We start from the raw sequence: 25,396 nt of genomic DNA, 5'->3' as shown, positions 1-25,396 counted from the left end.
TAAAATGACTGCTCGCTCACAAGGCTATTTATTTGTTCTGATTACAATGTGTATTTGGGGCGGGTTTACAATTTTTTCTCGGTTGAATGCGCATTGGCATGTGAGTGTTTGGGATCTGGTTGCAATGCGTTTTGCGATTGCCTCGATTATTTTACTTCCCGTTCTCATTTATAAAAAAGACTTTGCTTTTCTATGGGATCCAAAGCCGATTATATTGGCTTGTATTGGTGGCTTAGCATACTGCTTCACGGTCTATACCGCTTTTCTACATGCGCCCGCTGCACATGCTGCAATTTTCCTAAATGGCTGTATCCCATTATGTACCGCCGTCGCAGCTTACTTTTTATTTAAACAACCCTTTGATAAGCATACTTGGCTAAGTCTTGTAATTATGATCAGCGCATTAGTACTAATGAGCTATCTAATGTTACATGATCAAGCTTCAGCATTAGGATGGGGGGATCTACTGCTCTTCATCAGTGCAGTGTGGTGGGGCATTTTTACAGTTTTACTAAAACAATGGAAATTGTCGGCTTGGCATTCGACAGTTGGTGTTGTGATCTGGTCTGCTATCATTTACTTACCGATCTATCTTTTGTTTATTCCTAAACATTTTCATGATGCAGCACCAGTACATTTATTAATTCAAGGGCTTTTTCACGGGGTGTTGGTTGTGATTGTTGCGACACTTACTTATGTGGCTGCTATTGAGCGCTTAGGTGCATTTAAAACAGGTAGTATCGTGACGCTAGCTCCTTTTATTGCTGCATTGATTGCTGTGCCACTACTCAATGAACCATTAAATGCAGCAATTGCTTGTGGACTAGTAGGTATGGCAATAGGAGCATTGCAGCCTTGGCGATGGTTTAGAAAAGACACCTTGGCTACTCAATTGGCTCAGCAAAAGCAGGATTAAAAAGAGCGTTCAGCTTTCTGTAAATATTCTAAATGTAAGGGCTTTAGTTGAGCATGTAGATGCTCTAGTAGACCATCATTGAGAATAATGTCATTCGCTCGTTTTTGTTTCTCTGAGCGAGACATTTGTGCTGCAATAATTTTACGAATTTGCTCTTCACTTTGACCATCCCTCTGACTTGCACGATCTAGTTGAGTTTGTTCATCTGCATCAATAAGTAAAGTGTGCTGAACGAGTTCGTGCTGGTTCGTTTCAAAGAGTAGCGGAGAAACTAAAATGACATAAGGGCTTTGTGCTTGTTGAAGTTGTTTAACAATTGATTGGCGAATAGCAGGGTGGGTGATTTGCTCTAAGGTGTGACGTGCTTCTGGAAATTGAAAGATGTGTTCACGTAAAGCACGTCGATTTAGCGAGCGATTATTAGAAATTACCCAATCTCCAAAAGCTTCTTGAATCGCATCTAACGCAGACTGCCCCGGTTCAACCACTTCGCGAGCAACGATATCAGCATCAACCACGGTAATACCTTGGGACTCAAACCATTGGGTTGCAGCTGATTTACCACTACCAATGCCACCGGTGACGCCCAAAATAAAACCCATATTATCCACCTAAATATACCTTAATAATTTGATCACCCCATAAAAAGGCTATCCAACCTGCAATCGCAATATAGGGGCCAAATGCAAAAGGCTGATTTTCACCGCGCATTTTCATTAAAATAATACCGATAATGGCACCAACTGCTGAGGAAAGTAGGATGATGAGCGGTAACATCATTGGTCCCATCCAAGCCCCTAGGGCTGCAAGTAACTTAAAGTCACCGTACCCCATTCCCTCTTTACCTGTGATAAGTTTAAACAGGTAGTAAACAATCCATAAGCACAAGAAGCCAATTAAATAGCCCCAGATTGCAGAACTTGGAGATGTGTAAATTGCAAAAGTATTAATCCCTAAACCCAAAGCTGCAAGTGGCAGAGTAAATCTGTCGGGTAGCAATTGAGTGTCAAAATCTATAAACGTTAAGGTGATCAATACCCATGTCAATAATAGACCTAATAGCATTTGAATCGTTGCACCAAATACAACTGCAACGATTAATGAGCAGACCATTGTCAGTAATTCAATAAAAGGGTATCGAATACTAATCGGATTCTGGCAAGTACCGCATTTGCCACGCAATATAAGCCAACTGATGACTGGAATATTTTGGTACCAGTGAATACCTGAGTTACATTTTGGGCAAGTTGACGCGGGTTTACTCAGTGTTAGTTTGTCTTCATCAATGATAGGTTGCTCAGGATGTAAAAGCATTTGACATTCTTGATGCCATTCCTGTTCCATCATTTTTGGTGTTCGAAAAATAACGACGTTGAGAAAACTGCCGATACATAAACTAAGAAGCCCAACTGCAATATAGAGCGCAGTTGGGTCTTGTACTAGATAAGAAATAAGCTGTTGCATCTAATAACCTTATTAACCGACAACTGAACCCATTTGGAAAATTGGTAAATACATAGCAACGACTAAACCACCTACAAGAATACCTAAAATTGCCATAATTAATGGTTCCATCATGGAAGTCAAACCATCAACTGCATTATCGACTTCATTTTCATAATGAGTTGCGACTTTATCGAGCATGCTATCTAAAGCACCAGATTCTTCTCCAATTGCGACCATTTGAATAGCCATAGATGGAAAACGATTTGATACACGCATTGCGAATTGCAGTTGCTGACCAGTCGCAACATCTTCACGTATTTTCATTACAGCTTCTTCAAAGATTACATTATTCGTTGCACCAGCTGTGGATTCAAGCGCATCAATTAGTGGTACACCTGCTGCGAAAGTAGTTGCGAGTGTCCGGCTATATCGTGCGATGATTGCTTTATAGACTAGATCACCAAAAATAGGTGCTTTAAGGGCCATTTTATCTAAAAAATCTCGAAATTTTTTGCTACGTTTTTTTGCTTCTAAGAAAGCAGCAATTATTATGCCGATTACTATTATGAGAATAAACCAATATTCTTGCATCCAGTTCGACATATTAACAACCATTTTTGTAAAAGCTGGGAGATCGGCACCGAAAGAACTAAATAAGTCTTGGAAAACGGGTACAACTTTGACCATTAAGATAATGGTTACGATGACTGCAACTACAATTACAGTCGCAGGGTATTTCATTGCTTTTTTGATTTTTTGCTTTAATAATTCACTTTTTTCTTTATAAACAGCTACACGATCTAACATCGTTTCTAACGCGCCAGATTGCTCACCAGATTCAACTAAAGAACAAAACAAATTATCGAAATATTGTGGGTATTTTTTCAGCGCTCCAGCAAAGGTATTGCCACCTTCAACTTCATTTTTAATACCAAGTACAACTTCTCGCATTGCTGGGTTTTCTAAGCCTTCTGCAACAATTTCAAAACCTTGGACTAGAGGGACACCTGCTTTCATCATAGTCGCTAACTGACGAGTGAAAATTGTAATGTCTAGTGTCGTAACTTTCTTTTTCATGAATCCATCAAGAATATTCTTGCGTTTCTCTCGAATATTCTTGATGGTAACGCCTTGCTTACGTAAAGTGACTTTAGCTAAAGCCATATTGCGAGCAGGTAATTCCCCTTTGATCTTTACCCCTTTGCGATCAACCCCTTCATAAGCAAAAGTAGGCATCATTTGCGCTTTTTTAGCTGCCATGACCATTAATCCTTGTTATTAATTTTATTCACTAGTTACTCGATTTACTTCCTGTAAGGAAGTAATTCCTTGCATCACTTTTTTTAACCCAGAACGACGTAAGTTGTTAAAGCCTGCTTTTTCCGAAGCTGCTGCAATTTCTAGAGCGTTGCCATCTTCCATAATAATTTTAGAAATTTCAGGCGTCACTTTCATAACCTCATAAATACCAACACGACCCTTATAGCCTTCTCTACACTCTGAACAACCTACTGGTTGAAATAGTTTTAATTCTGGATCAGCAAGGTCGTGTTCGGTAAACCCTAATTCTAAAAGGCTCTGTTTAGGGATATCGACAGGTATTTTACATTGTCGGCATAGGCGGCGCGCTAGTCGCTGTGCAATAACTAGATTGACTGATGTCGCAATATTGAAAGATGGAACTCCCATATTACGTAAACGAGTCAATGTTTCTGGCGCACTGTTTGTATGTAAAGTAGACATTACCATATGACCAGTTTGCGCTGCTTTAATAGCAATTTCAGCAGTCTCAAGGTCACGAATCTCACCCACCATAATGACATCAGGGTCTTGACGTAAGAATGCTTTTAGTGCAGCAGAAAAGGTTAAACCTGTTTTTGGGTTGACGTTAACCTGATTAATACCTTCTAAGTTAATCTCTACGGGATCTTCCGCGGTAGAAATATTGGTATCTTCGGTATTGAGAATATTGAGGCCTGTATATAATGAGACTGTTTTACCAGACCCTGTAGGACCAGTAATGAGGAGCATCCCTTGCGGTTTTTCTAATGCTTCTAAGAATAACGCTTTCTGTTCATCTTCATAGCCCAGTGCTTCAATACCTAGCATCGCGCTCGATGGGTCAAGGATACGCAGAACGAGTTTTTCACCGAATAAGGTTGGAAGAGAGTTGACACGGAAGTCAATCGCCTTAGTTTTGGATAGTTTGAGTTTAATCCGGCCATCTTGTGGCATTCGTTTCTCAGAAATATCCATTTGTGACATTACTTTCAAACGTGAAGCTAATCGATTCGCCATTTGTAATGGTGGGTTCGCAATTTGCCTAAGGACTCCATCAACACGATAACGAACACGATACATTTTTTCATAAGGTTCAAAGTGTAAATCAGATGCACCCATGCGAATTGCATCAATTAATAATTTATTGATGTATTTAACAATTGGTGATTCATCACTTTGGGCGACGTCATCTTCATCTTCATCTTGAGATGTACCACTCTCAACATCAATACCTTCTAAGTCAAACTCTTCACCATCACCAAAATCAAAGCTACCAGTATCACCAAACTGTTGTTCAATCAGTTTTTCTAATTTGTTGTGTTCAACAATAATCGGTTCAATGTTAAGCTTAGTATTGAAGCGAATTGCATCTAAGGCATCAATATTGGTGGGATTACTGGTTGCTACATATAAGATTTGACCACGCTGTACCAAAGGTACAATTCGATGTCTCTGGATTAATTTTTGATCTGTAATTTCGCGAGGAAGAATAGCTGTATCGTAAACAGCTAAATCAAATAGTGGTTCACCAAACTCGAGTGAAATGCTTTCCGCAATTATTAGAGGTGATATTCGTTGGTGCTCAATCAGATGAGCAACAATATCTTGTTTAGCCTTTTTTGCAGCATCAATTGCAGTTTGCATATTTGCTGCTGTCAAATGACCATCATCGACTAAACGTCGAATAAACCCCGAAAATTTTGGAGACGTATGTAATCCTGACATCTGTCCGCCTTTATGACAATATGGTTATAATAGCTATATAACAAAATTATACTTTTGTTACGCAAAAATACTACTAGTGAAAGTGTTGTTTTTGACTTGGTTCACGCTGAAAACCTTGAACTAATCGAGTCTTTTGGGAATTAATTTTTATAATAAAAGCAATCAGAAAAAAATAAAAAAGTTACGCTTAGAAAATTTAATCTTTTTTTATATAGCTATCCTATTTCTTTTGTCATTTCGTAGCTTACAAATTTTTTCGTTGCTTTAACTTTACACATTATAAAAAAACTGAATTTTCTAAAAATACGTGTAAAATATGCAGCATTTTTTAGAAATTAACAGTAGGTGGGCGAAGTATGTCGAGTTCGACGATTACCCCTTGGGTTGTTGGTAATTGGAAATTAAATCCAATGCGTGCTGACGCTCTCCAATTAATAGAAGAATTTAAAGCTTTGTTGCAACAGCAGTCGATTTCTCCTGAGCACTGTCATATTGGCGTGGCGCCGACTGCAATCGCATTAACTGCGGTAAAAGCACAGTTGAATGATGCGAACCGAAAAATTTATACCGTTGCTCAAGACGTCTCTAGAATAGCTGGAACAGGTGCTTATACTGGCGAGGTAAGTGCTGAGCTCTTAAAAGATAGCCAAATTGAATTCGTTTTAATTGGTCATTCAGAGCGCCGTGAGTTATTTGGTGACAATGTCGAAATTCTAAAGATAAAGTTACAAAACGCTTTAAAAGCAGATTTAACTGTGATTTATTGTGTGGGTGAAAGTCTTGAGCAGCGTGAGCAAGGTCAAGCCGAACAAGTTGTTTTACAGCAGATTTGTGATATTGCATCCGTGGTTCAATCAGAGCAATGGCAGAATATTGTGATTGCTTACGAGCCGATTTGGGCAATTGGTACGGGTAAAACAGCCTCTCCAGCAGACGCACAAGCGATGCACGCTAAAATTCGTGAAGGCCTAAAACAAATTACGCCATTCGGAGAGGATATGGCGATCCTTTATGGTGGTAGTGTAAAAGCTGAAAATGCAGTTGAATTAGCGGCATGCCCAGACATTAATGGTGCTTTGGTTGGTGGTGCATCATTGAATGCTGAATCTTTTTACCAAATCGCAAAAGCATTTGCTCAAAGCAAATAACGAGGAATAGAGATGTATAGTTTTATACTCGTTGTACATATCATTTTAGCAATTTTGATCATTGCTTTGGTTCTAGTACAACAAGGTAAAGGTGCGGAAGCAGGGGCATCATTTGGCGGCGGCGGCGCGGCGACAGTTTTTGGTGCTTCAGGCGCTGGCAACTTTTTAACGCGTTTAACTGCAATTTTTACAGCTTTATTTTTTGCTACAAGTTTAACTTTAGCTGTATTTGCAAAAAAACAAACGACAGATGCGTATAGTCTAAAATCTGTACAAACCACAACGGAAGCACCAGCTACATCGTCTGAAACTTCATCAAACGCACCTAAAACGACTGAATAAGTTGAATTAAGACTTTCCTTTTTAGTTTTAAAGGAATAGAATGCGTCCCACAAAGCTGCGGTGGTGGTGGAATTGGTAGACACGCTACCTTGAGGTGGTAGTGCTTTCGGGCGTGGGGGTTCAAGTCCCCCCTTCCGCACCAAACTTAATAACCAGTAAGTTTGGTGTATGCAGTGATTGTTGATGCGGGATGGAGCAGTCTGGTAGCTCGTCGGGCTCATAACCCGAAGGTCGTTGGTTCAAATCCAGCTCCCGCTACCATTTGATTAAGGTGCAACTTAATCAAGCAAATATGAAAACTTAGATTGACTTTTTTTCATATTTGTATATAATTTTTGCACGTTGATGCGGGATGGAGCAGTCTGGTAGCTCGTCGGGCTCATAACCCGAAGGTCGTTGGTTCAAATCCAGCTCCCGCTACCAAGTTTCTAAAAAGAGGCTCACATAAGGTGGGCCTTTTTGCACAGTAGGCTATGCTTTTCTGTGTAGTATAGGGGCGATTATCGCCCTTTTTTATTGGTTGTTTAACTATCGTGTAGCGTTCGACATCAATTGGTCAAATAGTCGTGCTTCACTATACGGTTAAGATTGATTGGCTCGTAGAAGAGCGACGAGAGTAAATGAAATTATCAAATAAATCTCAAGCATTGCATGATCTTATCGCACCCGCTGTTGCGGCTTGTGGTGTAGATCTGTGGGGGATCGAATTCCTGCCACAAGGTAAACGTTCTTTACTGCGCATTTATATTGATAAAGCCGTTGATGAGAGCGCTGAACCTGTTATTAATGAAGATGGTGAAGTTGAACAAGGGCGTGGTATTGGCGTTCAAGATTGTGTTCTAGTAACGCAACAAGTCGGTGCAATGTTGGATGTTCATGATCCTATTTCCGGTGAATATGCATTAGAAGTATCATCGCCAGGCTGGGATCGTCCATTTTTCCAATTAGATCAATTGCCTGCATACATTGGGCAACAAGTAGCTTTACGATTAATTGCTGCTGTCGAAAATCGTCGAAAATTCCAAGCAAAATTACTTTCCGTAGACTTAGAAAATGAAATGATCCAAGTTGAAGTGGAAGGTAAGCATGTGCTTGAAATTGATAGTAATAATATTGATAAAGCAAATTTAATCTATCAAGACTAATATTAACTTAATTTTATAAGAAATCGGTAGGTGACTTATGGGCCGCGAAATTCTTACCGTTGCAGAAACGGTTAGTAATGAAAAAGGTGTTAGTCGTGAAGCGATCTTCGAAGCGTTAGAACAAGCCCTTGTTGCCGCGACGAAGAAAAAGTTTTACGAAGGTACACACTCTGAAGAAGCTCAACTGCGTGTTGAGATTGATCGTAAAACAGGTGATTACCGTACTTTCCGTCAATGGACTGTAGTTGCTGACGAAGATCACGAAATGCCAGCATGCCAAGATGCGATCTCTGATGTAGACCCATCACAATGGTCAATCGGCGATGTACGTGAGTTAGAAGTTGAGTCGATTGAGTTCGGTCGTATCGCTGCTCAGATCGCAAAACAAGTGATCGTACAAAAGATTCGTGAAGCAGAGCGTGCATTGGTTGCAGATGCTTATGAGTCTAAAGTCGGTGAGCTGATTTACGGTGAAGTGAAAAAGCAAACTAAAGATGGTTTCATCATTGATCTTGGTGATAATGCTGAAGCTTATTTGGCGCGTGAAGAAACGATTCACAAAGAAATGTTACGTCCGAAACAGCGTATCAATGCAATTTTATATAACGTAAACCGTGAAGGTCGTGGTGCACAATTATTATTGTCTCGTGCTCGTCCTGAAATGTTAATCGCATTAATGAAGAAAGAAATTCCAGAAATTTCTGAAGAAATCATTGAAATTAAAGCGGCAGCTCGTCAACCGGGTGTTCGTGCTAAAATTGCAGTGAAAACTAATGATCATCGCATTGACCCTGTTGGTGCTTGTATTGGTATGCGTGGTACACGTATTCAAGCAGTGCAACAAGAGTTAAATGGCGAGCGTATTGATGTTGTGGTGTGGTCTGATGACCCAGCACAGTATATCGCAAGTGCATTAGAGCCAGCTGATGTATCTGGAATTGTACTTGATGAAGATGCACGCAGTGCGGATATTATCTTTGCAACCAATGATCAGTTAGCGCGTGCAATTGGTTCGCAAGGTCAAAATGTTCGTTTAGCATCAGAATTAACGGGTTATAAACTCGACATGATGTTAGAAGAAGAGTATCGTGCTCGTCAGCAAAACGAAGCACAGCAATATTTAGATATGTTTATTACACGTCTTGATATTGAAGAAGATTTAGCAATGGCTTTGGTTGAAATGGGCTTCACTTCATTGGAAGAGATTGCTTATGTACCAGCTGAAACATTTGACGAAATTGAGCTTGAAGCAGATTTGGTTGAATTGCTACAAAGCCGTGCAAAAGAAGCTGCTTTAACAGATGCGTTGAAACAGCAAGAAAATATTCAAGAGCCAAGTGCAGAACTTCTCGGTATGGAAGGTATGACAACTGAGATTGCGTATGCATTGGCGGCGCGTGGTGTAATTACTGTTGATGATTTGGCTGATCAAGCAACTGATGATATCTCTGATATCGAAGGCTTAGATAATGACAAAGCTGGACAATTAATTATGAAAGCACGTGAATCATGGTTTAACTAGGAGATAATAGATGACGGACAAGTCGATTCAAGAGTTAGCACTCAGTGTAGAACGTCCTGTAGAGAAACTCCTAGAGCAGGTTCGTGATGCAGGTCTACCACAGCGTAAAGCAGATGACATTATTACCACTGAACAGCAAGATACTTTGATCAATCACTTGAAAAAAGTTCATGGTCAAGAAAGTGGTAACACAGGAAAAATTGCGTTGAAACGTAAAACAACGAGTACTGCAAAAGTAACAAGTACATCGGGTAAAGCAAAAAATATCAACGTAGAAGTACGTAAGAAACAAGTTTTTGCGAAACCGAATCCAGAGTTACTTGCTGCAGAAGCAAAAGCGCGTGCAGAAGCGGATGTGAAAGCACGTGTTGAGCAAAAAGTACGTGAAGAAGCTGAGCAAAAAGCACGTAACAGTGCGGAACAAAAAGCCAATGCAACGTTAGAAGCAATGCGTGCAGCGCATACTTCTGATGGTTCAGGTCAAACAACTGCGAAAGCAGCTGTTGTGGTGAAAAAGCGTAATAGCGATAAAGTAATCAAAGCCCCTGTTATTCGTCCAACAGAAACACCTGAACAAAAGAAAGCGCGTGAAGCTGAAGCTGCGAAGTTAAAAGCAACTGAAGAAGCAGTACGTCGTAAAGCGGCTGAAGAAGCTCAACAACGTACACTTGAGCAGATGCGTAAAATGGCATCTAAATACTCAAGTGATGATGCGACGACAACAATTCGTGTGATTGATGATTCTCCATTGGCTGCGGGCCTTGTTGGCCAAGCATATGAAGACTCATTTAATCAAGAAGACCGTGAAATTAAACGTGGTGGTGCAACTAACCCGCGTGGTCAGAAGAAAGGTGGTCGTCATAATCAAGAAGAGCAAAACTTCAGCCGTCAACATCACAAACGTGGTTTAAAGACCAGCCAATCAAATAAGCATGGTTTTGAAAAGCCTGTTAAGAAACAGATTTATGATGTAGAAATTGGTTCAACCATTGTTGTTGCTGATCTAGCGCAAAAAATGGCTGTAAAAGTTCGTGAAGTTATCAAGATGCTTATGAAAATGGGCGAGCTTGTTACTCAGAACCAATCAATTGATCAAGATACAGCGGTATTGGTAGTTGAAGAATTAGGTCATAACCCAATTCTTGTTTCTGATACACAAGCAGAAGATAACTTACTTGAAGCGGCTGAAGAAGCTCGTGGTGAGCAAACAACTCGTCCACCAGTTGTAACAATCATGGGTCACGTTGACCATGGTAAAACATCATTATTAGACCGTATCCGTCGTGCTAAAGTAGCGGCAGGTGAAGCGGGTGGTATTACCCAGCATATCGGTGCTTACCATGTTGAAACTGAGAAAGGTATTATTACTTTCTTAGATACACCTGGACATGCTGCGTTTACGTCTATGCGTGCTCGTGGTGCGAAGGCGACTGATATCGTTGTTCTTGTGGTTGCTGCTGATGATGGTGTGATGCCACAAACAGCTGAAGCGATTGATCATGCGCGTGCTGCGGGTACGCCAATCATCGTTGCGATTAACAAGATGGATAAAGAGTCAGCTGATCCAGATCGTGTGTTAAATGAATTAACAACTAAAGAAATCGTTCCTGAAGAGTGGGGCGGTGATGTTCCAGTTGCTAAAGTATCGGCACATACAGGTGCGGGTATTGATGAGTTGCTTGATCTGATCCTGATCCAATCGGAAATGTTGGAGCTTAAAGCATCTGCTGAAGGTGCAGCACAAGGTGTTGTTATCGAAGCGCGTGTTGATAAAGGTCGTGGTGCAGTAACTTCTATTCTTGTACAAAATGGTACGTTGAATATTGGTGACTTAGTATTGGCTGGTTCATCTTATGGTCGTGTTCGCGCGATGTCTGATGAAAATGGTCAACGTATCACTTCAGCTGGCCCATCAATTCCAGTGGAAATTCTTGGTTTACCAGAAGCGCCAATGGCGGGTGATGAAGTTCTTGTTGTCAATGACGAGAAAAAAGCACGTGAAGTTGCTGATGCTCGTGCAGACCGTGAGCGTCAAAAACGTCTTGAGCGTGCAAGCTCGATGCGTCTTGAAAACATCATGGCTTCAATGGGCAAAAAAGATATTCCAACAGTTAACGTTGTGCTTAAAACAGACGTACGTGGTACGCTTGAAGCATTACATGTTGCGCTTGATGAGCTTTCAACTGATGAAGTTAAAGTACGCGTAATTGGTTCTGGTGTTGGTGCAATCACAGAATCTGATGTAACTTTAGCAGAGTCTTCTGAAGCTGTATTATTGGGCTTTAACGTACGTGCGGATAACACAGCGCGTCAGAAATCTGATCAAGATGGCATTGATATCCGTTACTACAGCGTGATCTATCAATTAATTGATGACGTAAAAGCAGCAATGAGCGGTAAGCTTGCACCTGAACACCGTGAAACGATTTTGGGTGTTGCTGAAGTGCGTGAAGTGTTCCATTCAAGTAAGTTTGGTGCTGCAGCGGGCTGTATGGTTCTTGAAGGTGTATTACACCGTAACAAACCAATCCGCGTATTACGTGATGACGTGGTTGTGTTCCAAGGCGAGCTTGAATCTCTTCGTCGCTATAAAGAAGTGGTTGAAGAAGTTCGTGCTGGTATGGAATGTGGTCTTGCAGTCAAAGGTTATAAAGACATCAAAGCACAAGATAAGATCGAAGTGTATGATGTTCAGTTAATTAAACGGAGTCTTTAATGGCGGGTAGCCAACGCTTAAAGCGCATGGCGGATTCTGTACAACGTGAGTTGTCTGAGCTAATCCGTCAAGAGCTTAAAGATCCTCGCTTAGGTGGTCTAGTGACCATCTCAGCAGTGAAAGTCAGTGCTGACATGGGATATGCTGAAGTTTATGTCACAGTAATGGGGCGTGAGCTTGGTGATGAGCAAAGTGAAGCAGCGAATAAAGAAACTTTAGATGTATTGAATAAAGCTTCTGGTTTCTTGCGTCATGAATTGAGTCGTCGTATCAAGACACGTATTACGCCGAGATTGCGTTTTCATTACGATAAAACCAATGCATATGGTAACTACATGTTTGGTCTGATTGCTGAAGCCGTAAAGGATCTGCCTGAACAAGGGCAAGATGAGAAAGAATAAAGAAAAAAGCCACCTAAGGGTGGTTTTTTTATGTAATAAATAAAAAATATTACGACAGATTAAGTCGCTAATATATTGTAAAAAAACATGATTTTTTGTTATTGTGAATCCATGTTCTAAAATTTAAGAATATAAAAATTATTTAAAAATATTGCATAGGGGAACTTAGGTGGAACTACATAGCCGTCTTTACTATAAGCATTCAGATGATCAGGTCATGAAACAACTAGAGGCTTTATTTACCACACATCATGGTGATGAAGAAAAGTTTATTCAGTCAAGTTTAGTGATTAATCCAGAAGCAGGTGATATAGCGCAAGAGTTGCTTGATCAGATTGATTCTGTTGAGTATGACCTTGCGCCAGAAAGTTTGGTTTATGTTGCAGGTTTTGCTGTGCTTGATTTTACTCACGGCTCAAACGGTGACGAAAATATTGAGAATATTTTATTATTTTTAAAAGAATTATTACCTGATATTCATGTGCAAGCACGAGGTCAGGGCGATGATGATCCTTGGGAATTTTGGTTTAAATTTGATGGTGATGAATTGGTTCGTGAAGATGATGAACCATTCAATGATCCAGAGGATGATGAGGAAATTAAAGCCTCAATTTATCAGTGGTGGCATGAGGGGATGCCAGAACAAATCAAAGAAGGCTTTTTGAATGAAGACTAAGGTGAGAGTTTTGGTGAAGCGTAAAGCACTGCCATAGACAGAAGAAGACCAACTATTGTTGGTCTTCTTTATTTGCGACACGGCGATAACGCTGCCACGGTAATGGACGATTTAAAGCTTCGGGAACTTCGCCACTATTTGAACGTAGGCGTAAATGAATCGCAGCTTGTGCCATTAAATTTGCTGATACTGGTGCAGTAATAAAGACAAATAAAGTAATTAATAATTCAGCAAAACCAAAACGCCCCTGTGTTGCGCCAAAGATCATTGCTGCAATTAGAAAACTTCCTAATCCTAACGTACTCGACTTCGTTGGGGCATGCAGACGCATAAATAAGTCTGGTAGTCGAACCATGCCGATCGATCCGACCAGCATGAAGAAAGCACCGAATATAAGGAAGAAAGAAATAATGATTTCAATGATTAACTGCATAGCTCATCTCCTTAGTCAATGACATGACCCGTTGTGAAATAACGAGCAAGCGCAGCTGTCGAAACGAAGCCTAGCATTGCAACCAATAGTGCTCCTTCAAAGACATTGGTACTTACCCAATACACACCTAAAACAACAATAAGACATGTCGCATTTAGAAATAGTGTGTCTAAAGCAAGTAGGCGATCAATCACAGATGGGCCGATAATCAATCGGATCAGGCATAGAAACATTGAGATAGTAATGGCAATTAAGCTAATGCCAAGCGCATAAGGTAAAATTGTCATTTGCTTGCTCCTTCTTCAATCTTTACATCAAAGATTTCGAGTAAAGGTGTTTCGTAGCGTTTTTTGATTTCTTGAATATCGAGTTCAGTGTCATCTGAGCTAAGTGCGTGGACGAGAATATCGCCACGCTCTTGATCAATCCCTGCTGAAACCGTACCTGGTGTCGTAGTAATGATCATCGCGAGAAGAGTATTCACTTCTTCATGCTCAGTTTCTAGTGGAACGCGATACCATCTCGGATGGAGTTGATCCATTGGACCCAACACCATTTTTGCCACGCGGAAGTTTGAAACGATAATATCCCAAAACACAACAAAAAATAATTTTACTGCTGGTGTCCAGTGAATGTGTGGCGTTCTAGAAATAAATGGCCCAACTAAACGTGGAATAATAATCGCCAATAGGATGGCCACTAATATATCCGTTAAGTCCAGACTATGCGACAGCATTAACCAACTCAGAAAAACCAAAAAAGACACGAAAGGGTGGGGGAACCAACGGTCAAGCAAAGCTACTTTTTGCATGTTAGTGTTCCTCCATTGGTTTTAACTGAGTGGTATTTGGAATCGTTGGTGCTTCTAACGTTTGTTCTGCAATTTGGCGTTGCTTATATTCAGAGATGTGCTCACCTTGCAGTGTTGGTTTGGAAATCACATCAGGAATAAGTAAAGCATTATGATCTTCTACTTCACCACCATATTTTGTTTCTGGCAAATAGCTTGGATCATAAGGTTGAACGCTGATCGCACGGCCTTGGTTATCCGTCTTTAAAATGGCTTGCTGATAAAGGGCGTGATTTTGGATTTGCTGTGCAGTCAAAGCCATATAGTTTTGAATTGGAGCAGCAAATACTACATAAGCCATTAAAGTACCCAATAGAATATAAATCGCTTTATCATTTCGTTTTGGAGCTACTTCTGGTAAAGCTTGATAAACAGCATAAGCTTCTTCGTTTGGATTTTCCTCTGGTGGTGTAGCTCGCCAGAACAGAATGAAACCAACGCGGGTAAGTGCGATGATACTCAGCAAGCTGACAATTAAAATAACAGCAATAATCCAACCTTGATAAGCCGTTTCAGCGGTGGCTTGTAAAATAAACACCTTGCCAAGGAACCCACTAAAAGGTGGTAAACCAGCAAGCATTAAGGCAATGGTAAAGTAGGTAAATGCCGCAGCCTTTTCCTGTTTCATTTTAGGGGAAACTTTGAGGTGGTCTTTAAATGCACCACGTTGTGATGTAATCCAACCACAGAATAAATAGAATGCTGCTGCAATCAATGTGCTGTGAACTAGATAGTAAAGACCTGCTGCCCATGCTGCTGTATTGAACATCGAGATTGCAATCAGTAATGTTCCGATAGATGACAACACCATGAAACCCACAAAGCGACGTAAACGGTCTACACCAAGTGCGCCAATTGCTCCATAAATAGAAGTCACTAAGCCAATGACTAATAGACAGTTTTTAAGAATATCTTGTGCCATTGCATCATCAAACACAGTGCCATTAACACGCAAAATGGCGTAAATACCGACTTTGGTCATGATGGTAAAAATTGCAGCAACAGGTGTGCTCGCAACGGCATAGGTTTTAGGTAACCAGAAGCCTACAGGCAGCATCGCTGCTTTAATGCCAAACACAACAAACAGAAGTAAGCCGCCTGCAATCGCAAGTTTATGCTGATCATTGTCTAATGTTGGAATAAGGCGACCGACATCAGCCATATTTAAGCTACCGACACTGCCGTAAATCATGCCTAAGCCGATTAGAAAGAGTGCAGATGCAAGCAAATTGATGGTGACGTAATGCACACCCAGCTGAAAACGTGGGCGCCCTTGTCCATGCAATAAAAGCACATAAGATGCCATCAATAGAATTTCAAAGAAGACAAATAAGTTAAATAAATCGCCTGTTAGGAATGCACCAGATAATCCCATCAACAGGAAATGGAACATGGCATGGAAATAGCGACCACGCGTATCCCAGTTTTCACTGGCATACCACATAACAGGTACAGCGAGGGCATAGGTCAATAGCAGCATGAAGGCTGAAAGACGATCAAGCACTAATACAATACCAAAAGGAGCAGACCATTCACTGAGTTGATAAACCGTGATTTGTCCTGTACTTGCAATTGAGAAGTAACTTATTGCCAGCCCTAAACCGATTAACGCTGAAACGAAACTAATGCCTCGACGCCAAGGTTGACGCCAGTCTTGCTTTAAAGAACCTGAACCTGGATTTCCAAGTATCAATAGGATAAAGCTGGTAAAAGCTGGAACTAAGATACTGAGAATAGGAGTATGAGTAAGCCAAAAATTGTAAAAATCGAACATTATGGCTCATCCTCACGTGGGTCATAAGTCAAGGTGGGTTCTTCTTTAGAGTCGACATGATCTGTACCAGACTCATATCGGCTACGGAGAGCAAGTTGTACGATAAACGCAGTCGTTGCAAAACCAATTACAATTGCAGTTAACACAAGTGCTTGAGGCAGTGGGTCTGTAACTTTGGTTGCTTCAGTCAAGATAGCTGGAGCATTGACCTGTAAACGTCCCATTGCGAATAGGAACAGGTTGACAGCATAGCCGATCATGGCCAAACCCAGAACAACAGGAAAGGTTCTCGCACGAAGAATTAAATAGATTCCTGTCGCGGTCAGTAAGCCAATCCCAGATGCAAGTAAAAATTCAATACTAACCATTATTTATCTCCACTTGGGATTGGGCCAGACATGCTTGAATGGCGTGAGTCACCTAAGACTGAAATCAATAACATGGTTGCACCTACAACGGTGATATAAACACCTAGGTCAAAAGCTGCTGCTGAAGCTAGATGCATTTTTCCGAGTAGGGGAGGCTCGACATAGATATGTGCACTAGTTAAGAAGGGGCGTGCCCAATACCATGCTGCAATACCTGTTAAACCAGCAATGGTTAAACCAGAACCAATCCAAATCTCATATAAACGACCTGATTTGGCTTTTAGCATCTGCTCAGTTTTGTCTTGCCCTAGAACAATGTACTGAATGATCAGTGCCATCGAAGTAATCAAACCCGCAATGAATCCACCACCCGGATAGTTATGACCACGCAAGAAGATATAGACACTGACAACAAGCGCAAGTGGCAAGATCCAAGAAGCGGTCATTCTTAGCATCAGTGGTGATGGATTAAAACGGTAAGTCAGACCTTGGGTCATGGTGGTGCCATGCGCACGCATACCATCCATCAAGCAAAGCGCACCAATACCTGCAATGCCTAATACGGCGATTTCACCAAAGGTATCGAATCCACGGAAATCGACAAGAATTACGTTCACTGCATTTGAACCACCACCAAGTGGAATCGCTTGCTGCATGAAGAACCATGAAATTGAATTGTGATCTCGAGTTAATAATAACCAAGCAATCCAACCAATACCTAAGCCACCTGCGATGGCTAAGCTTGCATCTCTCCAACGACGTGAACGACTTGATTCGTATGGTGTAAGTTGTGGTAATAACGACAGACTCATTAATAATAAGACAGTGGTTACAATATCAACGGTAATTTGCGTTAGGGCTAGATCGGGTGCAGATAGAGTCACAAAAGTCATAGTGACAACCAAACCAACTGCACCACTAATCAACACTGCCTTAATACGTTCGTGGTGAAACCACAACATCATCCAGCAGCCAGAGAATAGTGTTAGCCAAAGGACAATCGCAACCCACGGTGCATGTGTCAGTTCACGAGTGCCCGTAGTGAGACCTTGATTGAACAGCGGTAAGCCAACCATCAAAATACTGAACAAAACGATCCATAGCAGATAGCTTTGTAATGAGCCATTTTCTGTTGCTTGTTTAATCTTTCTGCTATTTAACAGTAAATGTTTTAGGAACAACTCAAATATGATCTTGCCTTGAAACTTACCTAGATAAGGATCAAGGTCAATTTTGCGGATACGCCCATCTTTTGCCAATGCAAAATAGAAGATAGCACCGCCAATCAAAGCAATCACACTCATGAGTAGTGGTGCATTGACTCCATGCCAAATCGCGAGGTGAACGCCTTCAAATTCAGGTTGTGCCAAGCTTGAGCGAGTCACGCTATTGACCATCGTGCCTGCAAGAAGAGCTGGAAGAATCCCGACTAAAATACACAAAGTTGCCAAAATGATTGCTGGTAGACGCATTCCTAATGCAGGCTCATGTGCATCTTTATTTGGGACTTGTTTACCAACTTCACCGTCAAAGAACACGCCGTGAACCAAGCGAATTGAGTAGCTAACCGCAAAGATCCCTGCCAAAGTTGCAACAATTGCCGAAATGACCATCACTGGACCAGACAAGTTTGCAAGCAGTTCAGTAAAGAACATTTCTTTGGAAATAAAACCGTTGGTTAATGGAACACCCGCCATTGAGGCTGCAGTGATCATGGTTAATGTGCCTGTGAAAGGCAGTAATTGCCAAACGCCACTGAGTTTACGTAAGTCACGCGTACCCGTTTCATGGTCAATGATTCCAGCAATCATGAACAATGCAGCTTTAAAGGTTGCATGGTTGATGATGTGAAAAATCGCAGCAGCGACAGCAAGGGGAGAACCGATCCCCAGTAAACATACAATTAGACCTAAATGGCTGATTGTTGAATATGCTAACAGACCTTTGAGATCTTCTTTGAAAATTGCAAAACCTGCCGCCATACACAGTGTGAATAGACCGACAAAAGTGACGATATTGTGATACAGCGCAGCGCCAATAAAAATAGGTGCTAAACGTGCGAGCAGGAAAATACCTGCTTTAACCATGGTTGCTGAATGCAGATAAGCGGAAACAGGCGTTGGCGCAGCCATCGCATTGGGTAACCAAAAGTGAAATGGGAACTGCGCACTTTTAGTGAATGCACCCAATAAAATTAATAATAAGGTTGGTACAAAAAGGTAATGCTGTTGAATCGTATCTTTCATCAGCACAAGCTGATCGATTTGATACGTTCCTGTGATTTGTCCAAGTAAGACAAAGCCACCGAGCATTGCAAGACCGCCCATTCCTGTAATGGTGAGTGCCATACGAGCGCCGCGTTGCGCAGCATCATATTGACTCCAATAACCCACTAAAAGGAATGATGAAATACTGGTTAATTCCCAAAATACCAATAAGATAATGAGGTTATTGGAAAGTGAGATACCAAGCATTGCCGCCATGAACAGCATTAATAATTGATAAAGCTTACTAAGAGAGTTTTTCGGACTCAGATAATAATAGGCGTAAATATAAATGAGTGTACCGATACCGCTAATCAGCAGACCAAACAATAAACCTAATGCATCTAGGCGAAAACTTAGATTGATTCCAAGTTGAGGAAGCCAATCCCAGCTTTGTTGCAGAGTATTTCCCTGAAGAACAGTTTCTGCCTGAGTAAGAAGTAAAATGAAACAACTAAGGCTGATGCCAATTGCCCCTAGTGCCGTCATGCCCCGCGAAATACGTTGCAATTGTGCGACAAGGGTGGTGCCGAGTATGAGCGGTAATAAGATAATAATCGGTAGCACACTGGTATCCATGTCGATGATTTAGGTCGGGAGCGACCTAAGGGTGAATTTTCTTTTCGAGACTCACAGGCATTCAAAGAGAGCGCCAAAGTTTCAAATCTCGAAACCCAATCAAGTTAACGGAGGCAGCAAGTTGTATTGCACAACTTGAAAATAAAATGAGCTTTATCTTACTATAAAATATGAACAAAAACCCGATGTTATTACATGAAAATAACAACATCAGGCTGAGTTTGGTCGGGAAAATTCAGTCGATAAAACAAATGATTAAAGCGGTGTTTCTTCGGGGGTATCATCAATTTTTAATAAGCTTAATAAATCATTTTTTTCTTGAGGGTTAAGCTCCTGTATTTGATGAAATAATTCATCCACTCGGCTAATCAGTGTTTCTGTTTCCAGTAAGTTGTGCGTTTGAGCGATGTTATTTCCTTCAGTCCAAACTAGTTCGTTATACAGTTGAGAGAGTTGTTGTTGAGACTTTTCTACATTGATTTCGTAGATTTCTTTGGCGTCTAAACGTAAACATTGATAATCCACGGCATGTTCAAGCAATTCATCTCGATTGCCTGAAGCGATAATTTGTAGTCTTGGAAATGCTTGATGAAGTCGTTGCAAAATCTCAGCACAATTATTTTGATCAAGCTGATGATCGATCTGATCAATTAATAAAATGCCTTCGCCTTCTAAACAAGGATCAAAACAATGCGGGTTGAGTAAGCACATGCGACGAGTAATATCACCGACAAGTGCAATCCATGTTTTGAGGGAGGCTGAGAGCTGTTGAAATGGAATTAACTGATCACGATAACGTACGATCAATTGTAATTTTGGAACATATTGAATGTAGAGATCCGTCAGGTCAGGAAAAATGGTATGTAAGCTTTTTTTCAATGCATACAGATTTGGGGCAGATAGTTGCTTTGGATGATTAGCCAATTCTTGCTGTAATTGATTTAATATTTCCAATTGATTTTGTTGGCTAAAATCATTCCCCATTAAGCGGCGAACAATATGAGCTGAGTGGGCATTTTCTACATCACTAATTTCACGTAACCATTCAAAAAAACGCGCAAAAGTGGTGTAGGGAATCGCCGTAAGATCATAAGCAGAGATTTCTTGTAAAATTCCTGGAACATTTTTGCTTTGTAAATTGATTTCATGGACAAAGCGTTCAGCAGGATAATAAGCAATCAGTGGTAAGCCAAATAAAGGATCTTGTAAGCTGGTTTTTTGATAAAGCGTAACCATTTGATCAAGCTGCTGTGTCTCGACTTGACTGATACCGACACCTTGACTATTAAATGTCTTAAATAATTTCCAAACACAGCTTTGAGTGTCCGTTTCAGCGGCTGAACTGCTCTCCGCCAAACTACCAGTCAGTTCAGCACTCATACGAACTTGCATTTGAATTTTTGCTTGGAGTCGGGTCAGCATAATGTCTTGATCAGAAATGACTACGCCCGCTGTTCGTATATCTTTATAACGTGCCGAGAACCACGTTAATGCTTGGTAGATATTTTTTAATAGCGTGGTTTTGCCTGTAGCTTGATCACCCAAAATAAGTGTGACAGGACGCTCAGCCTGAAATTCGACAGTTAAGTCTCGAAACATTCCAACATGCTTGAAGAGAACGGATTCAAGTTGCATAGGCTCTCACCTCAATCTAAGCGCTTTAACCTGCTGACTGACGAAGACCTGAGGGAGCGCACCGTTTTAATTGTTGTATTAAGTCAAAAAGATGGTGAATATTTAAACTTACTTTAGCACGAGTACAGGCAACGTAAAGTAATCTTAATTCTTCATCTGTAATTTTATGTTCCAGCCCATTCACTTTGAATTGGTAATCATCTTCGATATGGACACGATTCCATTCCAGTCCTTTGGCTTTATGTGCCGTTGAGATCACATAATCAGCTTGTTCAATCGGTGTGATTTTGGCAAGGGCTTTTTTAAGTGGTTCTGTGCCGTGATCATCGACCAATTTAACCAATGGTTTAATGTCGCTGCCGTCATTGGTCTCACAATATTCATGTACATCATGCCATGAGTTAAACCAAGCCAGCTCAGGGACATCGGTAATGCGTTTGCCTTGTTTTAATAAGCTTGCCGCATCAACAAAACGACTGAGTTTTTGATGATCTGCTTGTAAGCTGACTTTGTCGCCATGCACCAGACCTGAAAGCAGTAACTCCATCGCGCGGGCATTGGTACGGCACAGGATGGCATCACGCATTTTGGTGTGCGGTTTATTCACCACACTTGATTTTACATTTGGATTGCCGAGTAGAGGGACAGTTTCATTGAGTGCACCAAGCAAACTATTTGCCACATCTGCGATTGCATCACCGAAACGGAACGAGGTGGTCAAACGGCTTTCAGGTAGTGGCATTTGTTGCATCGCATTAATTGCACCACGCCAAGCATAGATTTGTTGATGTGCATCACCGACATAAATCACTTGGGTGCTTTTCTGACGCAACAAAATGCCTAACATCAAGGGATCGGCATCTTGTGCTTCGTCAAATAGCACATAATCCGCAGGAATATTCGGTTCAGACAATGCCCATAATTTCAGATAAATGTCATGCCCAATGCCTGCTTGATGATTTGGATCAATCGATTCTAACCAGCGACGTTCAACCGCAGGATAAAGATGCTGTTGTAAAGATTCGATATCATCCTGATGCAACCAACTCGGTGCTTGAATATGACGAGGCGCTGGATATTGTGAACTGGTCGAACAAAAATAGCTCACCGCATTGGCAACTAGGCTTGCCAAACGGCTTGGCATCAAAACGTATTTTTCATAACGTCCACCCATGAGTCGACGCAAAGTAATCGGTTCTAGGCGATATTCTTTGGCCATAAAACTTGGACTAAGACGTGGTAAACGTAATTTATCCGTTACCCCGCGTGGCACACTGCGAAAAGCGAGCGAGTGGAATGTTCGACAATTTACATTGCCGTGAAATTTACTCTGCGCTTCTGTTGCGATGGCTTTGTTAAATGCCAAATACATACCACGCCGTTCAGGCATGGCATCACTGATCATTTGTAAGGTTGTCGTTTTACCTGTGCCAGCATAGGCAATCACTTTAAAGGATTGTCCTAAACGAGCATTGTCTATGGCAACAGCTTGCTCATAAGTCGCTTTGGGTTTCTCGATACTCGACACAGGCGATGCTTACGCTTCTTTGCTACGATTGGCTTTTTCGACTAAACCTGATAAGCCTTGGCGACGTGCAAGTTCATCCAATACGACTTGAGGGTCGAGATCAAAGTAGCCAAGCATCACAATGCTGTGGAACCAAAGATCAGCAACTTCATAGATCAGGTCATGTTTATTTTCAAGCGAAGCATGCACTGCATAATCTTTTGCTGCGATGATGCTTTCGACACTTTCTTCGCCGACTTTTTCTAAGATTTTATTGATACCTTTTTTATATAGACTAGCAACATAAGAGCTATCAGCTTCAGCATTCTTACGTTCTTGCATTAAGCGACCTAAATAGCCCAAAACATCGATTTGTTCGCTGTGGCTATGGTCATGCACTTCTGTTTTTGCGGATGCACCATAAATTGCAGTTGGATCTTTCAGTTGGGCATCAACGATTTCCCAGCCTTGAGGTGTGAGTTTTCGATAAAAACAAGACTCTCGACCTGTATGACAAGCAATACCGCCGTGTTGTTCTATTTGAAGAATAATAACATCAGCATCGCAATCGAGACGAATTTCATGCACCGTTTGAAAGTGTCCTGATTCTTCGCCTTTGTGCCACAATTTTTGACGTGAACGTGAGTAATACACCGCCTGATTTTTTTCAGCTGTCAGTTGTAAAGCCTCACGATTCATCCACGCAACCATTAACACTCGACCAGTTTGATGATGTTGCGCAATGGCAGGAACAAGACCATTGGAATCAAATTTAACTTCATCTAACCAGTTTGACATGAGTGGAAATCCATTTGGTGGAAAGCCGTTAGTGTAGCGTTTGTGGCTAGGGTTGGCTATGCTTGTTGGTTAAAAAATCGGTTTGCTGAATTAAAGGTAGTTCGAAATTTCAATCAAGTTTTGATCGGGATCACGAACATAAACAGAAATAATTTTTCCTACAGCACCTGTTCTTTCAATAGGCCCTTCAATAATTTCGACATTCAGTAATCGTAGATGCTTAATGATTTCATCTAACGGTGTTTCTGCAATAAAACATAAATCAGCTGAGCCAGCAGTGGGTTGATGAGCTTTGGGTTCAAACTCTTTACCTGCTTGATGCAGGTTGATTTTTTGAGTGCCGAATTTTAAGGCCTTACGGTTATCACCAAAGGTGATAACTTCAAAATTCAAGGCTGATTGGTAAAACTGACAAGTTGTCTCAATATCGGCAACGGTCAGAACTAAATGATCTAAATGACTAATTTTCATATTTAATTCAAATCCTATTTTGCACTTAGTCATATTCAGGTAATGATTGATTATTTTCAATCAAGACATTTTGATTGTGTTGGTATGCCGCAATCTGTTGATAGCTCATTTGTTGGAACATACCTGTTTTTAAACCTGAAATGGTGATTGCCATTTCTTTACGGAAATACGGGATTTGATACAGCCAAGGGAAAACAAGGTCGCGTAATCCACCTGCCCACCAATGATCTGATTGATAAAGAGGGGTGAGGAGTCGACTGAGAAATTGGTAGAATTGGGTCGAAGAACGACGGTGTTGGTGATAGTGTTGCCATAATATCGTCCAGTCGATCTGCTGGTTTTTCTGAGCAATTTGCAAGGACTGAGAAAATGCCCATGCATCTAAAAGTGCCATATTCGCACCTTGTCCCAATTGTGGACTCATGGCATGTGCCGCATCACCAATGACCCCGATTCGACCTTGTCCATATTGAGACATCACCACATCACGATATTGGGCAGAAAGCCATTGAGGTTGATGTTGTTCACTCAATAAAAGCTGCTCTAGCCAATCAGCAACATCTGGCCAACGATTAGAAACCTGTTTCAACCAATGTTGCTTTGCCTGTTCATTTTGCAAGAACGTACTTAACTGCGAAGTCGGCAAACTCCAAAACACACTGGATAGCCGTTGTTGTGGTGCGGATGGAATTGCACCTGTAGGCAAGACGCCCATCATAATTTTGGAACGATCATAAAATTGATGCAGAATCTTAGGGTCTAATACGGCGCACTCAGGCACAATACTCCATGCTGCTCCCCAAGGATAAGCTTGATCTACTTTGACCCATGCTTTAGGGCGTAATTGACTCCGTGCACCATTGGCAATCAGTACAGCATCAAAACAAGCATCGAAACTTTGCTGTTGGTATGAGCCAACTAAACGAACTTCGTTATGACGTTCTTCGACCTGATCAATGCTATGCCCCATACACCATGTGATTTGATTTGCGTACCCAGCCAGTTTTTCAGTTAATACGTGACATAAGGTCGCACGATGAATCCCGATACCGTAGAAATTTGAGCCAGCTTGATGATAGTGGCTGTTCACTAGCAGTCTTTTATCAGCAAGTTGCCCCTCTAAGCCTGTGACTTTTGCGCCAAGTTTCAGGGTATGGTCGAGTACACCAAGATGTTCAAAAACTGCTAAGCCTGCTGGTTGTAACAGTAAACCAGCACCTACAGGACAAAGCTCATCAACTTGCTCAAAAATCGTAATTTGATGACCTTGTCTGGCAAGTAAAATGGCTGTTGCCAATCCAGCGGTACCTGCACCAATGATTGCAAAATGGACTGTTTTCATTATTTATTCTTTTAAGGGCGTTATAAATTGGTTGAATTGTGATTTTAACTGATCGTA

The 25,396-nt window shown here is 41.2% G+C and carries 23 protein-coding genes and 3 tRNA genes; 11 read left to right on the top strand and 15 right to left on the bottom strand.

Features of this window, described 5'->3' with window-relative positions:
• The first annotated feature begins 4 nt into the window (after window positions 1-4).
• Window positions 5-916 carry a DMT family transporter gene (locus ACT4_RS04355; protein WP_007480121.1) on the top strand — a complete coding sequence of 304 codons (912 nt, stop codon included), beginning with the start codon at window positions 5-7 and terminating at the stop codon, window positions 914-916.
• Here the strand turns inward: ACT4_RS04355 and coaE are convergent.
• From coaE to pilB, 4 genes are read right to left on the bottom strand one after another with little or no spacing between them, the layout of a single operon-like run.
• Window positions 913-1,518 (bottom strand): dephospho-CoA kinase, encoded by a 606-nt coding sequence (gene coaE, locus ACT4_RS04350; protein ID WP_007480119.1) that lies wholly within the window; start codon window positions 1,516-1,518, stop codon window positions 913-915. The two genes, ACT4_RS04355 and coaE, sit on opposite strands and share 4 nt — an antisense overlap.
• 1 nt (window position 1,519) lies before the next feature.
• Entirely contained in the window at window positions 1,520-2,380 is an 861-nt protein-coding gene (locus ACT4_RS17625) for an A24 family peptidase (RefSeq protein ID WP_007480117.1), read from the bottom strand.
• Between the two features lie 12 nt (window positions 2,381-2,392).
• Window positions 2,393-3,622 carry a type II secretion system F family protein gene (locus ACT4_RS04340; RefSeq protein ID WP_004876482.1) on the bottom strand — a complete coding sequence of 410 codons (1,230 nt, stop codon included), beginning with the start codon at window positions 3,620-3,622 and terminating at the stop codon, window positions 2,393-2,395.
• A 24-nt stretch (window positions 3,623-3,646) separates the two neighbouring features.
• Window positions 3,647-5,368 (bottom strand): type IV-A pilus assembly ATPase PilB, encoded by a 1,722-nt coding sequence (pilB, locus tag ACT4_RS04335; protein ID WP_007480114.1) that lies wholly within the window; start codon window positions 5,366-5,368, stop codon window positions 3,647-3,649.
• A gap of 356 nt (window positions 5,369-5,724) precedes the next feature.
• On the opposite strand from pilB, the gene tpiA reads away from it, so the two are divergent.
• The 10 genes from tpiA to ACT4_RS04285 all read left to right on the top strand — a co-directional run bounded on the left by tpiA (window position 5,725) and on the right by ACT4_RS04285 (window position 13,318).
• A complete protein-coding gene (gene tpiA / locus ACT4_RS04330) occupies window positions 5,725-6,516 on the top strand; it encodes a triose-phosphate isomerase (protein WP_007480112.1) in 792 nt (263 codons plus the stop codon).
• A 12-nt stretch (window positions 6,517-6,528) separates the two neighbouring features.
• Window positions 6,529-6,858: a preprotein translocase subunit SecG gene (gene secG / locus ACT4_RS04325; RefSeq protein WP_004876490.1), complete on the top strand. Its 330-nt coding sequence runs from the start codon at window positions 6,529-6,531 to the stop codon at window positions 6,856-6,858.
• A 57-nt stretch (window positions 6,859-6,915) separates the two neighbouring features.
• A tRNA-Leu gene (locus ACT4_RS04320) sits at window positions 6,916-7,000 on the top strand.
• A gap of 42 nt (window positions 7,001-7,042) precedes the next feature.
• Window positions 7,043-7,119 (top strand) — tRNA-Met (locus ACT4_RS04315).
• An 85-nt stretch (window positions 7,120-7,204) separates the two neighbouring features.
• A tRNA-Met gene (locus ACT4_RS04310) sits at window positions 7,205-7,281 on the top strand.
• A 197-nt stretch (window positions 7,282-7,478) separates the two neighbouring features.
• Window positions 7,479-8,003 (top strand): ribosome maturation factor RimP, encoded by a 525-nt coding sequence (gene rimP, locus ACT4_RS04305; RefSeq protein ID WP_007480111.1) that lies wholly within the window; start codon window positions 7,479-7,481, stop codon window positions 8,001-8,003.
• Window positions 8,004-8,040: 37 nt separating this feature from the next.
• Window positions 8,041-9,525, top strand: a complete 1,485-nt coding sequence (gene nusA / locus ACT4_RS04300) for a transcription termination factor NusA (RefSeq protein ID WP_004876494.1) — start codon at window positions 8,041-8,043, stop codon at window positions 9,523-9,525.
• Window positions 9,526-9,535: 10 nt separating this feature from the next.
• A complete protein-coding gene (infB, locus tag ACT4_RS04295) occupies window positions 9,536-12,241 on the top strand; it encodes a translation initiation factor IF-2 (RefSeq protein ID WP_007480110.1) in 2,706 nt (901 codons plus the stop codon).
• The gene (locus ACT4_RS04290; protein WP_004876497.1) at window positions 12,241-12,642 is read left to right on the top strand and encodes a ribosome-binding factor A; all 402 of its coding nucleotides are present in this window, start codon (window positions 12,241-12,243) and stop codon (window positions 12,640-12,642) included. Before infB ends, ACT4_RS04290 begins: the two co-directional genes overlap by 1 nt.
• A gap of 169 nt (window positions 12,643-12,811) precedes the next feature.
• Entirely contained in the window at window positions 12,812-13,318 is a 507-nt protein-coding gene (locus ACT4_RS04285; protein ID WP_007480109.1) for a hypothetical protein, read from the top strand.
• A gap of 52 nt (window positions 13,319-13,370) precedes the next feature.
• Here the strand turns inward: ACT4_RS04285 and ACT4_RS04280 are convergent, their stop codons facing one another.
• The 11 genes from ACT4_RS04280 to ACT4_RS04230 all read right to left on the bottom strand — a co-directional run bounded on the left by ACT4_RS04280 (window position 13,371) and on the right by ACT4_RS04230 (window position 25,339).
• On the bottom strand, window positions 13,371-13,751 hold the full coding sequence (locus tag ACT4_RS04280) for a Na+/H+ antiporter subunit G (RefSeq protein ID WP_007480108.1): 381 nt from the start codon (window positions 13,749-13,751) through the stop codon (window positions 13,371-13,373).
• Between the two features lie 11 nt (window positions 13,752-13,762).
• A complete protein-coding gene (locus ACT4_RS04275; RefSeq protein WP_004876501.1) occupies window positions 13,763-14,038 on the bottom strand; it encodes a monovalent cation/H+ antiporter subunit F in 276 nt (91 codons plus the stop codon).
• On the bottom strand, window positions 14,035-14,562 hold the full coding sequence (locus ACT4_RS04270) for a Na+/H+ antiporter subunit E (RefSeq protein ID WP_004876503.1): 528 nt from the start codon (window positions 14,560-14,562) through the stop codon (window positions 14,035-14,037). The genes ACT4_RS04275 and ACT4_RS04270 overlap by 4 nt, the downstream gene beginning before the upstream one ends.
• Before the next feature lies 1 nt (window position 14,563).
• Window positions 14,564-16,375, bottom strand: a complete 1,812-nt coding sequence (locus ACT4_RS04265; RefSeq protein ID WP_007480106.1) for a monovalent cation/H+ antiporter subunit D — start codon at window positions 16,373-16,375, stop codon at window positions 14,564-14,566.
• Window positions 16,375-16,743: a Na+/H+ antiporter subunit C gene (locus ACT4_RS04260; protein ID WP_004876507.1), complete on the bottom strand. Its 369-nt coding sequence runs from the start codon at window positions 16,741-16,743 to the stop codon at window positions 16,375-16,377. The genes ACT4_RS04265 and ACT4_RS04260 overlap by 1 nt, the downstream gene beginning before the upstream one ends.
• On the bottom strand, window positions 16,743-19,586 hold the full coding sequence (locus ACT4_RS04255; RefSeq protein ID WP_007480105.1) for a monovalent cation/H+ antiporter subunit A: 2,844 nt from the start codon (window positions 19,584-19,586) through the stop codon (window positions 16,743-16,745). Before ACT4_RS04255 ends, ACT4_RS04260 begins: the two co-directional genes overlap by 1 nt.
• A 255-nt stretch (window positions 19,587-19,841) precedes the next feature.
• Window positions 19,842-21,221, bottom strand: a complete 1,380-nt coding sequence (locus tag ACT4_RS04250; RefSeq protein ID WP_007480103.1) for an AAA family ATPase — start codon at window positions 21,219-21,221, stop codon at window positions 19,842-19,844.
• 25 nt (window positions 21,222-21,246) lie between these two features.
• On the bottom strand, window positions 21,247-22,749 hold the full coding sequence (locus tag ACT4_RS04245) for a UvrD-helicase domain-containing protein (protein ID WP_007480102.1): 1,503 nt from the start codon (window positions 22,747-22,749) through the stop codon (window positions 21,247-21,249).
• Between the two features lie 9 nt (window positions 22,750-22,758).
• Window positions 22,759-23,526, bottom strand: coding sequence for a bifunctional phosphoribosyl-AMP cyclohydrolase/phosphoribosyl-ATP diphosphatase HisIE (gene hisIE / locus ACT4_RS04240; RefSeq protein ID WP_007480101.1), 768 nt, complete (start codon window positions 23,524-23,526; stop codon window positions 22,759-22,761).
• 90 nt (window positions 23,527-23,616) lie between these two features.
• Window positions 23,617-23,997: a VOC family protein gene (locus tag ACT4_RS04235; RefSeq protein ID WP_007480100.1), complete on the bottom strand. Its 381-nt coding sequence runs from the start codon at window positions 23,995-23,997 to the stop codon at window positions 23,617-23,619.
• Window positions 23,998-24,022: 25 nt separating this feature from the next.
• On the bottom strand, window positions 24,023-25,339 hold the full coding sequence (locus tag ACT4_RS04230) for an NAD(P)/FAD-dependent oxidoreductase (RefSeq protein ID WP_007480099.1): 1,317 nt from the start codon (window positions 25,337-25,339) through the stop codon (window positions 24,023-24,025).
• Between the last annotated feature and the right edge of the window lie 57 nt (window positions 25,340-25,396).

The sequence above is a fragment of the Acinetobacter sp. NBRC 100985 genome, from assembly GCF_000241225.1.
GTDB lineage: Bacteria > Pseudomonadota > Gammaproteobacteria > Pseudomonadales > Moraxellaceae > Acinetobacter > Acinetobacter venetianus.
The sequence above is the reverse complement of the archived record's forward strand: the minus strand, read 5'-3'. Positions and strand labels throughout refer to the sequence as shown.

Bases quoted from the DNA above. Each gene is read 5' to 3' on its own strand.
- hisIE (WP_007480101.1), bottom strand. From the start codon at position 23,526: ATGTCAAACTGGTTAGATGAAGTTAAATTTGATTCCAATGGTCTTGTT.
- ACT4_RS04250 (WP_007480103.1), bottom strand. From the start codon at position 21,221: ATGCAACTTGAATCCGTTCTCTTCAAGCATGTTGGAATGTTTCGAGAC.
- ACT4_RS04280 (WP_007480108.1), bottom strand. From the start codon at position 13,751: ATGCAGTTAATCATTGAAATCATTATTTCTTTCTTCCTTATATTCGGT.
- nusA (WP_004876494.1), top strand. From the start codon at position 8,041: ATGGGCCGCGAAATTCTTACCGTTGCAGAAACGGTTAGTAATGAAAAA.
- ACT4_RS17625 (WP_007480117.1), bottom strand. From the start codon at position 2,380: ATGCAACAGCTTATTTCTTATCTAGTACAAGACCCAACTGCGCTCTAT.
- ACT4_RS04355 (WP_007480121.1), top strand. From the start codon at position 5: ATGACTGCTCGCTCACAAGGCTATTTATTTGTTCTGATTACAATGTGT.
- ACT4_RS04275 (WP_004876501.1), bottom strand. From the start codon at position 14,038: ATGACAATTTTACCTTATGCGCTTGGCATTAGCTTAATTGCCATTACT.
- ACT4_RS04265 (WP_007480106.1), bottom strand. From the start codon at position 16,375: ATGTTCGATTTTTACAATTTTTGGCTTACTCATACTCCTATTCTCAGT.
- ACT4_RS04235 (WP_007480100.1), bottom strand. From the start codon at position 23,997: ATGAAAATTAGTCATTTAGATCATTTAGTTCTGACCGTTGCCGATATT.
- coaE (WP_007480119.1), bottom strand. From the start codon at position 1,518: ATGGGTTTTATTTTGGGCGTCACCGGTGGCATTGGTAGTGGTAAATCA.
- ACT4_RS04340 (WP_004876482.1), bottom strand. From the start codon at position 3,622: ATGGCAGCTAAAAAAGCGCAAATGATGCCTACTTTTGCTTATGAAGGG.
- ACT4_RS04230 (WP_007480099.1), bottom strand. From the start codon at position 25,339: ATGAAAACAGTCCATTTTGCAATCATTGGTGCAGGTACCGCTGGATTG.
- ACT4_RS04260 (WP_004876507.1), bottom strand. From the start codon at position 16,743: ATGGTTAGTATTGAATTTTTACTTGCATCTGGGATTGGCTTACTGACC.
- rimP (WP_007480111.1), top strand. From the start codon at position 7,479: ATGAAATTATCAAATAAATCTCAAGCATTGCATGATCTTATCGCACCC.
- ACT4_RS04270 (WP_004876503.1), bottom strand. From the start codon at position 14,562: ATGCAAAAAGTAGCTTTGCTTGACCGTTGGTTCCCCCACCCTTTCGTG.
- secG (WP_004876490.1), top strand. From the start codon at position 6,529: ATGTATAGTTTTATACTCGTTGTACATATCATTTTAGCAATTTTGATC.
- tpiA (WP_007480112.1), top strand. From the start codon at position 5,725: ATGTCGAGTTCGACGATTACCCCTTGGGTTGTTGGTAATTGGAAATTA.
- infB (WP_007480110.1), top strand. From the start codon at position 9,536: ATGACGGACAAGTCGATTCAAGAGTTAGCACTCAGTGTAGAACGTCCT.
- ACT4_RS04290 (WP_004876497.1), top strand. From the start codon at position 12,241: ATGGCGGGTAGCCAACGCTTAAAGCGCATGGCGGATTCTGTACAACGT.
- ACT4_RS04255 (WP_007480105.1), bottom strand. From the start codon at position 19,586: ATGGATACCAGTGTGCTACCGATTATTATCTTATTACCGCTCATACTC.
- pilB (WP_007480114.1), bottom strand. From the start codon at position 5,368: ATGTCAGGATTACATACGTCTCCAAAATTTTCGGGGTTTATTCGACGT.